Source organism: Streptomyces sp. NPDC054866, from assembly GCF_053610745.1.
Genome location: NZ_JBSGZA010000014.1, coordinates 36,346 through 50,226, shown reverse-complemented (window position 1 = coordinate 50,226; position 13,881 = coordinate 36,346). Strand labels below are relative to the sequence as shown.

Genomic DNA, 13,881 nt, shown 5'->3' with positions numbered 1-13,881 from the left:
GAGTTGGCCGGGCGCACCGCAGGCCGCCGCTACTCTGCCGCACGAGACTTGGCGTACGCCTCGATGATGGTGCGCTCCTGGTCGAAGAGGTTGCCGGGCAGGCCGTGGACGTCGAAGTAGGAGAGTTCCAGAACCTCGCTGCGATCGGGGCGGACCTCGCTCGGCAGGAGTGGCGCCGAATAGACAACCGTGACCTTGAAGATTTCGTCCCCATTGGGGTACTTGTAGTAGAAATCCTTCCCGGAGAAGATACCTACCAGTTCCAGCTCGCCAACCTCGATATTGGTCTCCTCGCGGACCTCTCGCCGTGCCGTGTCCTGGATGGTTTCACCAGGCTCCATGTGGCCGCCGGGCAGACTCCACTCACCCGTGTCGGTGCGCCGGGTGAGAAGGATCTTTCCGTCGCCCCTTTCCACGATGACGAGTGCGCCGGGAAGAAGCAGAGGCCTGGTTCCCACCAGGCCGCGCATTTCCTTGATGTAGTCCATGGCTCAACTCTCTGTGTTTGTCACGTAGGCCAAGGCGATCCGCGCAACTTCTTCGGTGAACTCGTGTCCCAGTTCGGGCAGCACGATATGGCGGGCAAGCCGGCCATATCCCGATCCCGAGTCTAGATCCGCGCGGACCGCGTCGTGCCGCACGAACCGGTCGCGCCCTCCGGTCACCACCAGGACGTCAGGTACCGCGTGCCCGGTATCCGGAGCCGGTATCCGACCGCAGACCAGCACGGCTCGCCCGCAGAGCGACGAGCCGGCCACCGTCATGGCGGCCACCGAGGCTCCCTGAGAGAACCCCACGACACCGGTACGCCGCGCCGGCACCTGGTGGCGCTGCTGCATCCGCGCGATGTACTCGGCCACGGCCGGGGCGGCCCGGCGGGACCGCTCCGCGATCACCGAGGGCTGCGAGGAGATTTCGAACCAGGCCCGCCCCTCCCGGGCGAACCTGGGTGTGCACGGCCCGTCCGGGCCGGCGACCACCGTTCGGGTGTCCTGGCGATCGCTGCCGCCTATGGCCGAGGCCAGGACTCCGGCGATCCCCGCCCCCGTCCCGCCGTACCCGTGCAGCGCGACGATCAGTCGGCGGTGCCTAGGCACTGACCGGCACCTCGCTCCTGGCCGCGGAGTCATCCAGCCAGTGGAGCCACTCCACGGTGGACAACAGCGCGAACGCCAGGGTGCAGGCCACCGCGTCACCGGCGGCCAGGCGCTCACGCAACTGCAGCATTCCGGCAGGCCGCACGCCCAGGCGCTGGTGCAGCGACTCGGTGGCGTCGCCCAGGGTCCGGTCCACCCGCGGCAGCAGGCCGCCCCGCAGCCACTGGCGAACGGGGGCGCGGAAGGGCTGCTTTGGCTGCACGCGGTAGGACGGCGGGAGCAGGTCGGCGAACGCCTCGCGCAGCACTGCCTTCGTCTGGCTGTCACGCACCAGCGAACGCGCCGGGTACCGCCTGGAGAGTTCGGTAACTCCACCGTGCAGGAAGGGCGTTCTGCCTTCGATGCCCTCAGCCATCAACAGATGGTCGGTGCGGCGCAGCAGCGGTTCGAGGCTGTGCTCGTACTCGTGCTCCCGTACCACATCGATGACGGTGGGCTCGATGCCGTGGCGTTGGGCGGCGGCCTCCCGCGACCGGCCCACCGCTCTCCTCAGTTCTCCGGTGGCGGTGGCACACGCGTCTCTTCCGAGTAGTGCGGTGACGAGTTCCAGCCGCTCGTACGGGAGGTAGAAGTCGACGGGATCGGTGAACGCACCGGCGTAGAGCGCCCGGTAGCGGTGGTAGCCGGCGAACAATTCGTCCGCTCCTTCGCCGACCAGCAGCACCGTAATCCCGGCGACTCTGGCCAGCTTCGCCAGCGCCCGGTACATCGGCAGGCTCGACATGGCCACCGGTTCACCGAGCGACCGGACCGCGGCCGGCAGCCCGGCGAGCAGGTCAGCCGGGCCGAACGAAGTCGAGTGGTGCTGCCAGGTTTTGATGACGCCATCGGTAAGACCCAGGTCGCTGAGGTCGCGGACCCCGTCGCCGGTGTCCTGGGGCAGGACGCTGACCGTGGGCAGATCGCGGATGCCGCGCCGCGCGAGCAGCCTGGCCACCAGGGTGGAATCCAAGCCACCGCTGACGGCAAGGCCCACTCGGCGATCGGTCAGCAGCATCCGGTCAACAGCCGTCTCAAGGGCGGTCCGCAGCTCCGCCGCCTCGGGTATGCCGGGGGCACAGGGCGTCGGGCGTGTCAGGACCGACTGGGTGATGCGCCCGTCGCGCAGCGTCAGCCGCTCTCCTGGCCTGACCGCTCTGATCCCCTCGAAGAACGATCCGCCGTCGACGACTCGGCGCCCACTGAGCAGGAACTGCGCGAACGCCGCCGGCCTGACGGGAGCCCGGCCGAAGACGTCCACCAGCGGCCCCACCTCGGAAGCGACCGCAACGCCGTCCGCTGATTCGCGCAGGTAGAGAGGTTTGATGCCCAGCGGGTCGCGCACGGCTCGCAGCGTCCCGTCGGGGAGCCCGCCGACCACCGCGTACATTCCGTCCACCGCCGCTGCCGCGTCCGGTTCGCTGGCACGCCGCGCCTCTTCGAAACCGCCCTCCGGCACCAGGCCGTCGGCGCGGTAGACTTCCCCGTTGAACGCGAAGACGGCGCCTGACCTGGCGAAGGGCACGGAATCCCGGTGTCTGCTCCGTATCCGGAGCCGGGCCATCCCCAGGGCCGCGGTTCCGTGGTCGACGAGGCCGAGGCCGTCCGGTCCGCGATGCCGTAGCTGCTCAAGGACCCCGGCAGCCACTTCGCTTGCCGACCGCTCCCCCGTGTGCGGTTTCAGCGAGACACCCACCACGCCGCACACGGTCAGTCCCGGCTGCCGCAGGGCGGCGGGTCGAGGAGACTGCTGTTGTAGTCGCCGGCCAGCACATGGTTGAGGTAGGTGCCGGAACCGGCGATTACTTGGTAGCTGTGCCGCACCCCCGCGGGGATGAACACCGCGGCCGGACTGTACACCCGAAAGGACTCCTCACCCAGGTGCACGTCCACTTCGAGCCCCTGGTAGTTCTCCTGGGTGCCGAGGAAGACGAACAGGCTGTCGCAGTGGTGCACATGGCCATCGACATGCCCGGCGCCATAGCTGTCGAGTTCGGGGATGCGGCGGGCGATGCAGTACTGGCCGGCGCCGGTGACAAACCTGTCGTCCACCAGGACGAACCGGTCGCCGGGTCCTGCGCGGTGGTGACGCAGTTCCGTCGCGGACACGACCGGCGGCTTGACGATCCACTCGGCCGGAGTCCTCGGCAGTCCGTCTCCGCCGATGACCCGTTCGGCTCCGAACAGTTCAGGAGCGATCCACTCGTAGGAGGCAGGATCGCGATCCACCGCCATGAGATGGAGCCTGGACACATGGCGGAAGACGTTCTTGCCCACGACGGGCCGTCGGTCATCCGGCGCCGACCGGGAGTAGGCGCCGACGCGACGGCTGAGGTCGCGCAGCCGCTGACCGTTCGCACACGTGCGGGTGCCCCGGTGGTCGAGGTTGGCGAGCAGCGCGCCCAGATCAACGATTCCGGCCCGCTCTCCGAGCCCGTTGACCGAGGTGGAAACCCAGGTGGCGCCGGCGTCGATGGCTGCGAGTGCGTTGGCGAGGGCGAGTCCTCTGTCGTCGTGCAGGTGCACCTCGATCTCAGCGTCAAGGCCGCTCGACACCAGCCTCCGCACGAGTTCGCCCGTTCTCCCCGGTTCCAGCACCCCCACGGTGTCGGCGATACCGATCCGGTCAGCGCCCGCTTTGATCGCTCTGGTGTACGTCTCCACCAGCAGGTCGAAGTCGGTACGGCTGCTGTCCTCGACGGTGAACCGCACCTGCAGGCCCAATTGACGTGCGTATCCGACGGACTCGTCGATTTTGCGGTGCACGTCGTCTCTGCTGTAGCCGGGGAGCCTGCTGTTGAGTGAAATCTCGTTGACCCCGAGGAAGATGCCCACCCAGTCGGCACCGGTCTTGGCCACCGCGTCGACGTCGTTGTTGTTCGCCCTGGCGTGTGCGAGAACAGGCACCGCACCACTGGCTTCCACTACCGCTGCCACCCGAAGCTGCTCATGCTGGCCGATCGCGGGGTGCCCGCATTCCACCGTGTCGACGCCGCACGCTATGAGACATCGAGCCACTTCCACGCTCTGCTCTTTGGTGAAGGCGCCGTTGGCAGCCTGCATTCCTTCACGCAGCGTGGCGTCGATGATGCGCACTGGCCGGTCATTCATGGTCGCCCCTCTCCGTTGCCCAAGTCGGACCAGCACCCGTCGCACACACCCCGCCCCGGTACGCGCCGCCGGTGGTATTGCCGTACATGTCGGCGTATTCGGGCGGCAGGGCAGGGCTCCCCGCAAAAGAGAGCCACAACCGTAGAAGCAACCTGCCCTCGTCAGGACCGGCGGCATTACGGAACGCACTCCTGGCGTGCAGGATGTGGAAGTTGTTGATCCATTGCATGTCACCTGGCTGCAGTTCCATCTGCAGCGCCACTCCCTTCCGGTGGAGCAGCTCGTCCATGAAATCCATGGCAGCGACCTGCTCGGCGGTCAGCCGCGGTGCCCGCGCATGACGCTGGGATCCTTCGACGAAGCGCCGCACATAGCGGGCTGAGAAATCCCCTGCGAACTGGCTGAACACCGGAAGTTCACACCAGTCGGGACGACCCGGAGGGGCCTCGCCTCGTTGGTCGTGCGGGAACGCCTGATACAACACCGCCAGCAGATCGGGACGTTCGCATAAAATGAGGTTGTGGAGGGCTTTGCTCGAGACCAGTTGGCTGTGTCCGCCCTCGGCGGCGGCGCGGATGCACAGCAGTCCGATGGCGTCCGTACGGTCGGCGTGAAATGCGAGGGCGCTGGAACTATGGTGGCCACGCTGGGTGGGAACTGCGATCTTCGCCCCTTGATCCTCGACCCGGGCGATGAAGTTTCCTGCACGTGTCTGCGAAACGGGCGCGCCGATCAACCTGCCGAACAGCCAATACGCTGCTTCCACCAGTTCGAACTCGGCGTCCACCGGGAAACCGGTGATCTGGACGAAGCCGGGGAAACCGGCGAGACGCCGGTGTACGTGCCCGATCAGGGAACGTGTTGCGGGCCCGGCCGGGGGAGGCGATGCGTTGGGGTTCTTCTCCGCTGCCTCGTCAAGGAAATCGCGGGCCAGCATGAGCAGTTCGTATGCGACTTGCTGCGGAATGGGGAGGCGCCACTGTTCAGGGTCAGCGGCCAGGTCCGCCCCGAGCCAGTCTCCCGCTACTGCTGTCGGTGCACTGCGTGTCTCGGTCATACACCACTTCCTGCGCGGCAATCAGGCGTGACGTCCGGATGCCCCAGGCCGGACCGGCACCGTCCAGCCGGATCACCGCGCTGGACGGACGCGGACACGGACAGATGGTCGCTGTAGCGCTCATGGGCGTAATCGGCGAACTCGCCTGCGGTGAGTGAATCTCTCATCTCTCTGATGCCATCGACGACTCTCAGGTCCGCGCGAAACCCGATGCGCTTCTCTATGCGGTCGAAGCTGACCCGGTAATCACGTACGTCGGTAGCGGAATCCAGCGTGACGAGTTCAGCTCCTGGCACCTCGGCCGCGATCAACCGACCGATGTCACCGAGTTGGTAGCAGTCTGTAGCGGAGCCGCAGTTGTACACCTGCGGCACGGAGGGTGTGGCGCCTGCTTCTACTGCCAGTTGCAGCGCCTTCGCCGCGTCGTTGACGTGGAGGAATGGCCGCCATTGTTTTCCGCCATGGACTTCGACCTTGCTGTTATGGACCGCGTTCGCCGTCATCACGTTCACCGCAAGGTCAAATCTCATGCGAGGCGCCAACCCGTACAGTGTGGCGAGCCGGACAATGACAGGCGTGAATCCGACATCCTGACTCACCAGGAGATGATGTTCGGCGCGGACCTTGGATTCCGCGTAATCCGACTGCGGTTGCAGAGGTGAGTAGATGTCCGCCACCTCGTCTACGACACCGTAGTTGCTGCAGGTCGAGGAGAAGACGAAGCGGGCCACCCCGGCCTTGCGGCACTCCGTGGCCAGCCGCACGGTGGCAAGGTAGTTGACCTCCCAGGTCAACTGGGTATTGATGCTGCAGGCCGGATCACCTACGACTGCTGCCAGATGAACCACGCAGTCCACGTTCTTCAGCACCGCTGACCAATCAGCGAGGTCGCGAACATCGCCTTCGATATAGTCAACGGGGCCTCCTTCCATGCGCCAGCCCGGAATCAGCCCGTTGTCGAGAACGGTAACGTGATACCCCCCGTCCCGAACCAGCCTTTTCACCAGGGCAGATCCGACGTACCCACAGCCTCCGGTAATCAGAACCCTTCGTCTCACGCTCCCTCCCTGGATTCTCCGGCTCCCTCGCTGTGAGGCTCGATGGCAAGCACGTCAGGAACAATGGCACCCGCGTACCACGGCTGCGCTCGGCGCAACTGTGCTCGCAGTTCCTTCTCGTCCGGCGCACCGCGCACCGTCAGCCGCGCGTGCAGCACCATCGAGCCGTCTTCTGCGTGCCGGGGAGTCAGTTCGCAACTCGTGACGCCGGGCGCGGAAAGCACCAACCGCCTGGTCATCTCTGGATCGATGGCGACCTCACTTCGGTGCCCGTACAGCAGCGAGCCCCGCGCGCCGAGTTCCGGAATCCCCAACTCTGCGATGGGCAGGTCGGGATGTTCGGCCAGCGCCTCGAGGAACGTGAGTCCGTGGTCCAGGAGTTTCCGCGCATCCCTCTCCGCGCACAGCGGCCCGCGCACGGTGAGCAGGAGGAGAGGCTCCGGCAAGTGGCGAATGGTGAGGGCGAGGTCCGGCTTACCCGCGGCCGGGTCGTATCGCATCGTCACGTTCCGCAGCTGCTCCGGAGCGGGTCCGTAGAGAAACGACGCGTGTGCGCGACGGATCGTCGGTACGTAGTTCACTTCGAAGGCGGGCTGGAACACCGAGCCGCTGGAGCGCTCCTCGGAATTGAGCCAGTCCAGCAGTGCGTTCGCGTCGTACATGGTGTTTCCGTTGGCCGCGTCGAGCACCTTGCCCGACTTCTCCAGTCTCATGCGGAGGGTGTCCTCACGATCACCGTCCACGACACAGAAGAAGGGCTGTGCGATCTGCGCAACGGCCCGGAAGTCCGCCGGCAGCGCACGATTCCCGTGGGTGGTCTTGAACGTGTGGCGATGCTGGCCCGACAACAGGCCAACCACCGTGCTGAGCGCGGCCACCCACGCCGTCTGCGGAGACACACGCAACCTGCGGCAGGTCACCATCAGGCGGTCCGACGTATCCCGGTCCAACGGCACCTGACTCACCTGAGCCTGCTCGGTCTCCGGCCGCTCTGCCGCACCGTACGTGCAAGACCGCGGGGCGTTCGCGAGCACCGATCTCCAGTACGCGGTGCTCTCTTGAACATCCGGATGCTCGTTGCCCTTCGCATAGGTGCTCGCCTGCGGTGTGATGCTGCGCGCGGCGCTGCCGTTCTTCCGCAGCAACTCGGCCAGGTGCGCGGTCACCGCCTGCTTGCCGAGCGAATCGACGAAGACGTGCGAAAGGCTCAGTTTGATCGCCGTCACGCGGTCCCGCACGAGGTAGAACACCGCTTTGACGGACGACTCCCGTGGCTGGACCGGAACCGTGCCCCAAAGGTTCTCGTCGGGCCCGTAGGGCCTCGTCTCGATGCAGTCGTGGATCTCGGCGAGTGCCTCACGTGCTGATACCACCCGCTGCCGCGGGATTCCGTCGTCGTCGTGGCACAGGCGGCTGCGGAGTCCCTCGTGCGCGCTGATCAGTTCGCTCAGTGCCTGCGTCGCGGCGTCCAGGGAAATGTCCTCGACCGGCGAGAGGACGAGGGTCTGAACTCGTTCCGGCAGCTCGGCGTCAGTCCAGTTGCGGTGGTTTCGCAGCTGGGATGGATTGAGTTCCAGCAGGTTGTCGTCTTCCTTCATATCGCATCCAACTTTCCTGCAGTACGGCGGCCACTCAGCGAAACGACGGTTACTCAGAGAACTCGATCATGACTGCGGTCGCATCATCCGAGGCCTTCCTGCGGGGAAATCTGGTAGCTGACTCATCGGCCAGCTCCAGCACCCTGGTCTTGTCGATGACCTCCTGGCAACTGGCCGCTCTGAGCGATCGGTAGATTTCGTGGCGGTCGCTGTGGCCGAATATGTCGGTAAGTTGCGTCACGCCGTCTGTTACCAGCGCGGCACCAGCGACCTCGGTCATCGAGAAGCGTCCGTTCACCGCCTCCTCGGCCACACCCGGATCGGCGGCCACCGTAAAGAAGCCCCCCTTGGCATTTCGGAAGGCGTCACCAAATTCCTGATATTCCTTGGTGGTGCGCTCCCACTCATCGGATCCGATGGGAAGGGCATCAAGCCGAGCCCGCCAGGCCCGCATGTCCGGCCGTTCCCTGACGGCCTCTACGCGAATGTCGCGGAGGAAGTGCACCTGAGCCGTGGCTGCCACCGTGGTCTCCAGCATCGCCTCGCTGTCGCCGAGAACCAGGTACTCGAGGTGGTCCACGTCCCAGCGGACCGCCGCCAGCGTCGCCTGCGGTGTGCGCGGATGCCCGAGATCGCATACTCCGGAGTGCTGCTCGGTCGTCCTGGAGATCGCATCGGCCAGACACTGGGCGAAGGACCGGTCCATCCTGGCGGCGAGCTCCAGCAGGCTTCCGCCGACCGAGGTGGTGAACCACGGCGTGCCGTGTGAGCATCCCGTTCCAGGGGCGACGGGCGCGCTGACGCCATCGAGCACGACGGCCACGCCACCGCGTCCCATGGCCGGCAGCGCGGCAGCGGCAAAATCCTCATTCTGCACGGCTCCGAGGGAAGCCCTGCTGGCGATGTCAATGCGCATGTTTATCCCACACCCTCGCTCCGAGAGAGATTACGGACGGCGGGCAGCGACAGCAGAATGAGGCACACCACGATGCCTATGCCGGTCGCGAAATGGAGTAGCTGAACGGCACCTACGACTCCGGCCATGGGGCCGGCCAGCGCCTGCCCCACCGGCTTCATCATCAGCGAGCCCGCCGCGTCGTAGGCGTGCACTCGACCAAGGAACTGGACCGGTACGTGCGTCTGCACGCTGGTGTGGAACATGACGCCCCAGAACGCCATGCTCGCCCCGCCGACGCAATAGCAAGCGCCGAGCATCGGAGCCGACAGGTCGAATGTCGAACTCAGGGGAATCAGCACGTAGAAGAACATCGCGATGGTGGCCGCACGAAGCGGTCGCATCGGACGCAGTTTGATCGCGATCACTCCGCCCAGCACGCTGCCGAGCCCCATGGCGGACATGACCAGGCCAAAGGTCGGAGCGCCGAGCCGATCGACCAGGATGCCGTTGGTGAGGGTCAGGGTCGGCCCCCAGGAGCCCAGCTGCCACAGCATCCAGACCGCTACGACTTGCCACAGCCACCGCCGCGCCACGAACTCGCGCCAGCCGACGAAGAGATCGCTTCGCAGCGAGGTCTTCGGCCCATCGGGCGCGGGCAGGGGCGCCAAGCGCAGCAGCAGCAGGCAGCAGCCGCTGGCGCCGAACGTCAGGGCATCGAAGGCAATCACGGCGGCGGGCTCCATCAACGCCAGCAGCCCACCGGCGACCGCCGGACCGAAGACGACAGTGGACGACTCCGCGATGCGCAGGACGGCGTTGGCTCGCTGCACGTCGGACGCGAGCCTGGGGGTCACGCTGGCCACGCCCGGCTGGAACAGCGCACCGCCGGTGCCGAGCATGGCCAGCAAGGCGAGGATCACCCAGAGCTGCGGTCGTCCGGCCAGCAGCAGGCCGGCCAGGGTGAGTTGGACAGCCAGGCGCACGAAGTCCGCGAAGATCATCAGTCGCCGCGCGCCGAGCCGGTCCGACAGCACCCCGCCGAAGATCATGAATCCCGCGAAAGGCGCCAGATGCGCGGCCAGCCCGTATCCCACACCCGAGATGCCGTAGCCGGCCTCCAGCATGGCGGCAGTGATCGCGACCGGGAGTGCCGCGTCTCCCAGCAGCGACGTGGTCCTGGCCATGAAGAAGAGTCGGAAACCCCGAACCCAGAGTGTGGGGTTGGTGTTCCGCTCCTCGACCTGGACCCCGTCGTTGGTCAACGCGACTCCGTCTTGGCTCCAGGCGCGGCGAGGGAACGTATCTGATCGAGCGTCATGACGTCACGCTCACGGAAATTCGCCACGGCGCTGTCCGCGAAGACGACGACCATGCCCCGGCGGTCCTCGTCGGAAGTGTTCGGCTCGCTCCCGTGCACGAAGGTGGCTTCCCACATCGCGGCATCGCCGGGCTTGAGCAAGAAGTCGTGCCGCTTGGCGAGTTCGGGCACTTTGTAGCTCAAGGTTTCGTGCCACGGGTGATCGGGGTCGTCGCGGTGTTCGATCACACCATGGACATGCGAGCCCGGGTAGCCGTGCAGGCCGCCGTTGGCAGGTGACACGTCGGTCAGGGCGACCCACATGTTGAACGCGCCGGGGAGGTGACGCTCCCACAGTGCTTGATCCTGATGAGGCGCGACGTGCGTGCCGATGCGGGCCGGCTTGAGGAAGGCCGCATGGAGGATCGCCACGGCACTCGGACCTATGAGCGTTTCCGCCAGGTCGAGCGCCCCCATCCGGTGGAGAATCGGCGCGAAGAGCTTCTTGTCGTTCCACAGGAGCCGACGCAGTTTGCGCAACCTGCGGGTTTCGCCCTGCTCGTCGTATTGCGCCTGATAGCCCGGAGGAATCCGGTCCGCCGCATCCAGCTTGTCGAAGTGCTCGAGTACGGCCAGCCGGTCACTTTCACTCAGGCGAGGTCCGAGTTCGAGGAAGCCATTCCGTCGGAACTTTGCCCAGTCCAGCTCGAAGCTTGCTGCGGTCATGTTCACTCCTAGGCGTTAGGCGTGTTCAGCGCATGCCATCGCGCGTGGGCGGCGCGACGGTCGATCTTGTGCTGTGCCAGTCGGGGAAGTGGTTCCGTCGTTTTGACGATGCGGCGCGGTGTCCGCTGGTCCCCCAACTCCAGAGCGAGGTGTTTACGTAGGTCCGCGGTGGTGGTTTCCGCATCCGGTCCTGGTGCCACTCGCACGAGCAGCCCCACATCTTCACCGGTACGCAGCTGAACGCGAATGGCCGCCGATTCCAGCACCCCGGGATGCCCGTTGGCCGCCTCTTCGATCTCATGCAGGTAGACCGTGAAGGCCCCTCTGAGCACCACGTCCTTGTGCCGACCGGTGATCCAGTAGCGGCCGCTTGCGTCTCTGCTGGCGAGGTCACCGGTTCTGACCCAGCCCTCCCGGAACAAATCCTTGTTCGCGGTGTCGTTTGCGTAATAGCCGTGGCTCACCGCTGCCCCGTGCAGTTCGAGTTCGCCTTCGCCCGGGCCGACGACGATGCTGTCGTCCGCTGACCGCAGCCTCGCTGCCACGGTCGCGGGCCGGCCAATGGAGTGTGTCGCTCTCCCGTCAGGTCCGATATCACCGAAGAAGGCGGCGAAGGAGACTTCAGTGAGGCCATAGACATTCAGGAGCACAGCCCCGCAGTTCTCCTGGATGGCCCGCTGCGACTGCTCGAAGAGGGGTGCGCCCCCCGAGAGACAGGCGATGGTTTCCCCGTGTTCGGCTCCGGGATCCACCGACATTTTGGTGAGGAGATCGACGAGCGGCGGGACCAGATAGGTGACGTCAACGTCATGTTCTCTGAGCCTCGCCCAATAGCCTTTCGCTGAGGCAACGGAGAGCTCGGGAAGGACCGTGACAGGTAACCCCATGACAGCGGGCCACAGGTAGTTCATACCGAGGATGCCAAGACCTGACATACGCATGGTGGCGCCGAAGCGGTGCCGCCTTTGCCCCAGGAGCGCGGTCAGCGCGGCACCGCCGGCCCGATAGGCATGGAGCAGCTGGCTGTGCGTCAGCACCACTCCCCTCGGGTCGCTGGTGGAGCCCGAGGTGTAGCTGAGCAGCGCGGTATCCCTCGGTAACGGTTGAGAATCCGCGCCGGCGGCCGGAGCTCTCTCGCAGGTACCACGGGCCGCGTCAAAGATCGTCTCAACGGCACTCAGCCGCAGCACCGAGCGAGTGGTGGTGCGCCCCCATTGGTTGTCCAGGAGGACCGGCACGCCGCCCACCTGCCAGACGGCGAGCACACCGGGAAGAACGTCCGGGTGGTCGATCATGACCACGGCGCAGCGGCCGCCCGGGCCAAGTCCGGCCTCCCGCAGCTTCGGTGCGAGCTCCCGGCTGCGCTCCAGCAGCTCACGCCAGGTCAGCGTGGTCCCTTCGTAGGGAGCGCGGGCGTAGACGAGCGCCTCGCCGTCCGGCGTACTCGCCGCCTGACGCTCGTAGATCTCCAGCAGGGTGTCCGCACTCATGCCGGGATCTCCGACGGGGCCCACCGCACCTCGCCGCCGTGCGGCGTGCACCGGGCGAGCAGGAGGCGCCGCCCGTCGGGCCACAGCTGGCAGCTGACCTCGACCACGGTCGAGTCGTCCTCGTTCGGCTCCATGGAAATCCAGGCCAGCGGCCGGTCGGCGGTGGTACCGGCGCCGTGGGCACGGACAAGGTCGGCGAACTTGGCACGTTCGGCGTCATCGAAGTACGTGAGGACCATGGAGTGGTAGAGCACGGTGGCCTGGCCCGCCGGGCGGGTGGCGAGCTGCTGAGAGGCCCACGAGCAGGCTTCGTCCGCATCGATCGGGACAGGGGGAGCGGACCGTGCGATCTCGAGCGCCGCGTTGAGCCGGGTCATGCGCTCGACGTGCTCAGGCCACACGAACGACCTCAAGAGGTCCATGCACCTCGGGTCTCGCGCGTCGATCGGGTTGAGGTCGCAGCCTCGGCGTTCGACGACCTTCGGGGCTCCGGTCGGCGGATCGCCGTCCTTGAACTGCCCGGTCAGCCGCAAGGCCGAGCGCGGGGGGCCCCAGCTCCGCTCGCCCGCGGCGACGAAGTACCGGTCGATGAGGAGGTTGAGACCGGCGCTCGCACCGACCTCGAGCAGCCGGACCGGCATTCCTGTCGCCTCGGCCACGTAATTGATCGCGGCGGACAGCGGAGCCGCTCGTCCCACCTCATTGGTCTGCACACTGGCGGACAGCTCCCGCTGCACCGCCGGCAACCGGTCCTGGAGGAAGGCCAGAAATGCCGGAACGAGTCGATCGACATCGCACCGCCCGCCGAAAACCGGGTAGTAGTCCGTGATCCAAGAGGGGTTCTCCGCCAGGGCCACCCGGTTGACCGCGCCCAGCAGCCTCAGGCATTGAGCAGACTGGATGGGGTCCCGCGTGTCCGAGGTGAGCAACTCGGTGAGCCGGGGGTCGCGACCGAGCTGGTCCATCACCCCCGTGATCACCCCTACGTAGCCGACCGACCCGGCCTGCCTGCAGATCTCCCGCTGCCAGGCCCAGCCCGCGTGCACCTGCTCCACGGTGAGTGTCATGCCGACTGCACCAGCTTGTAGGCGTTGCGCAGCGTGGAGATCGACTCCGGACTGGCCTCCTCCGGATCGATCGGCGCGCCCCTGACTTCCTCAATGAAGAAGAAGAACTCCAGTGTCGACAGTGAGTCGAGCAAGCCGGAGTCCAGAAGTTCGGTATCCGAGGCGAGCTCCAGGTCGGCCTCGCCCAGAATCTCGCGTAGATACTTCTTGCTCTCCTCGTAGAAGGTCTCTTCATCCATCGTTGTTCTCCTCCCCGCGTCAGCTGCCTACCGGCCTCAGGGACGGTACGGAGTACTCCCACCGCGCCCCGCCGATCCGCCCGGCCCCCCTTTCACCGACCGGCTGATGCACGGTAATGGCGGCGCGCATGACCGTTGAATGATCGTCAACTTAAGGTCCCCCTCGGTGGATGTTAAGTCCGATCTTCCCTGGTTCATGATCGC

The 13,881-nt window shown here is 66.3% G+C and carries 13 protein-coding genes; all 13 read right to left on the bottom strand.

Annotated elements, in window-relative coordinates; all coding sequences use genetic code 11:
* Positions 1 to 29 precede the first annotated feature (29 nt).
* The 13 genes from ACWGI2_RS40480 to ACWGI2_RS40420 are packed head-to-tail and all read right to left on the bottom strand — an operon-like array spanning position 30 to position 13,677.
* Entirely contained in the window at positions 30 to 488 is a 459-nt protein-coding gene (locus tag ACWGI2_RS40480) for an NUDIX hydrolase (RefSeq protein WP_453400503.1), read from the bottom strand.
* A 3-nt stretch (positions 489 to 491) separates the two neighbouring features.
* Entirely contained in the window at positions 492 to 1,097 is a 606-nt protein-coding gene (locus ACWGI2_RS40475; RefSeq protein WP_453400502.1) for an alpha/beta hydrolase, read from the bottom strand.
* Positions 1,090 to 2,835, bottom strand: coding sequence for an asparagine synthetase B family protein (locus tag ACWGI2_RS40470; RefSeq protein ID WP_453700976.1), 1,746 nt, complete (start codon positions 2,833 to 2,835; stop codon positions 1,090 to 1,092). The genes ACWGI2_RS40475 and ACWGI2_RS40470 overlap by 8 nt, the downstream gene beginning before the upstream one ends.
* 11 nt (positions 2,836 to 2,846) lie before the next feature.
* Positions 2,847 to 4,232 (bottom strand): homocitrate synthase/isopropylmalate synthase family protein, encoded by a 1,386-nt coding sequence (locus ACWGI2_RS40465; protein WP_453700974.1) that lies wholly within the window; start codon positions 4,230 to 4,232, stop codon positions 2,847 to 2,849.
* 7 nt (positions 4,233 to 4,239) lie between these two features.
* Positions 4,240 to 5,304 (bottom strand): TauD/TfdA family dioxygenase, encoded by a 1,065-nt coding sequence (locus tag ACWGI2_RS40460; protein ID WP_453400499.1) that lies wholly within the window; start codon positions 5,302 to 5,304, stop codon positions 4,240 to 4,242.
* Positions 5,301 to 6,362: an NAD-dependent epimerase/dehydratase family protein gene (locus tag ACWGI2_RS40455; RefSeq protein WP_453700972.1), complete on the bottom strand. Its 1,062-nt coding sequence runs from the start codon at positions 6,360 to 6,362 to the stop codon at positions 5,301 to 5,303. The genes ACWGI2_RS40460 and ACWGI2_RS40455 overlap by 4 nt, the downstream gene beginning before the upstream one ends.
* Positions 6,359 to 7,960 (bottom strand): condensation domain-containing protein, encoded by a 1,602-nt coding sequence (locus ACWGI2_RS40450; RefSeq protein WP_453700971.1) that lies wholly within the window; start codon positions 7,958 to 7,960, stop codon positions 6,359 to 6,361. The genes ACWGI2_RS40455 and ACWGI2_RS40450 overlap by 4 nt, the downstream gene beginning before the upstream one ends.
* A 49-nt stretch (positions 7,961 to 8,009) precedes the next feature.
* Entirely contained in the window at positions 8,010 to 8,876 is an 867-nt protein-coding gene (locus tag ACWGI2_RS40445) for a hypothetical protein (protein WP_453700970.1), read from the bottom strand.
* 2 nt (positions 8,877 to 8,878) lie between these two features.
* On the bottom strand, positions 8,879 to 10,120 hold the full coding sequence (locus ACWGI2_RS40440; protein ID WP_453400495.1) for an MFS transporter: 1,242 nt from the start codon (positions 10,118 to 10,120) through the stop codon (positions 8,879 to 8,881).
* Positions 10,117 to 10,881: a phytanoyl-CoA dioxygenase family protein gene (locus tag ACWGI2_RS40435; RefSeq protein ID WP_453700968.1), complete on the bottom strand. Its 765-nt coding sequence runs from the start codon at positions 10,879 to 10,881 to the stop codon at positions 10,117 to 10,119. Before ACWGI2_RS40435 ends, ACWGI2_RS40440 begins: the two co-directional genes overlap by 4 nt.
* 8 nt (positions 10,882 to 10,889) lie before the next feature.
* Positions 10,890 to 12,371, bottom strand: coding sequence for a class I adenylate-forming enzyme family protein (locus tag ACWGI2_RS40430; RefSeq protein ID WP_453400493.1), 1,482 nt, complete (start codon positions 12,369 to 12,371; stop codon positions 10,890 to 10,892).
* Complete coding sequence (locus tag ACWGI2_RS40425) at positions 12,368 to 13,438, bottom strand: DUF2332 domain-containing protein (RefSeq protein WP_453400492.1); 1,071 nt, start codon at positions 13,436 to 13,438, stop codon at positions 12,368 to 12,370. Before ACWGI2_RS40425 ends, ACWGI2_RS40430 begins: the two co-directional genes overlap by 4 nt.
* Positions 13,435 to 13,677 carry a phosphopantetheine-binding protein gene (locus ACWGI2_RS40420; protein WP_268772101.1) on the bottom strand — a complete coding sequence of 81 codons (243 nt, stop codon included), beginning with the start codon at positions 13,675 to 13,677 and terminating at the stop codon, positions 13,435 to 13,437. The genes ACWGI2_RS40425 and ACWGI2_RS40420 overlap by 4 nt, the downstream gene beginning before the upstream one ends.
* Positions 13,678 to 13,881 lie beyond the last annotated feature (204 nt).

Excerpts from the sequence above, each read along its gene's own strand:
- ACWGI2_RS40430 (WP_453400493.1), bottom strand. The coding sequence starts at position 12,371 with ATGAGTGCGGACACCCTGCTGGAGATCTACGAGCGTCAGGCGGCGAGT.
- ACWGI2_RS40445 (WP_453700970.1), bottom strand. The coding sequence starts at position 8,876 with ATGCGCATTGACATCGCCAGCAGGGCTTCCCTCGGAGCCGTGCAGAAT.
- ACWGI2_RS40420 (WP_268772101.1), bottom strand. The coding sequence starts at position 13,677 with ATGGATGAAGAGACCTTCTACGAGGAGAGCAAGAAGTATCTACGCGAG.
- ACWGI2_RS40460 (WP_453400499.1), bottom strand. The coding sequence starts at position 5,304 with ATGACCGAGACACGCAGTGCACCGACAGCAGTAGCGGGAGACTGGCTC.
- ACWGI2_RS40480 (WP_453400503.1), bottom strand. The coding sequence starts at position 488 with ATGGACTACATCAAGGAAATGCGCGGCCTGGTGGGAACCAGGCCTCTG.
- ACWGI2_RS40435 (WP_453700968.1), bottom strand. The coding sequence starts at position 10,881 with ATGACCGCAGCAAGCTTCGAGCTGGACTGGGCAAAGTTCCGACGGAAT.
- ACWGI2_RS40425 (WP_453400492.1), bottom strand. The coding sequence starts at position 13,438 with ATGACACTCACCGTGGAGCAGGTGCACGCGGGCTGGGCCTGGCAGCGG.
- ACWGI2_RS40450 (WP_453700971.1), bottom strand. The coding sequence starts at position 7,960 with ATGAAGGAAGACGACAACCTGCTGGAACTCAATCCATCCCAGCTGCGA.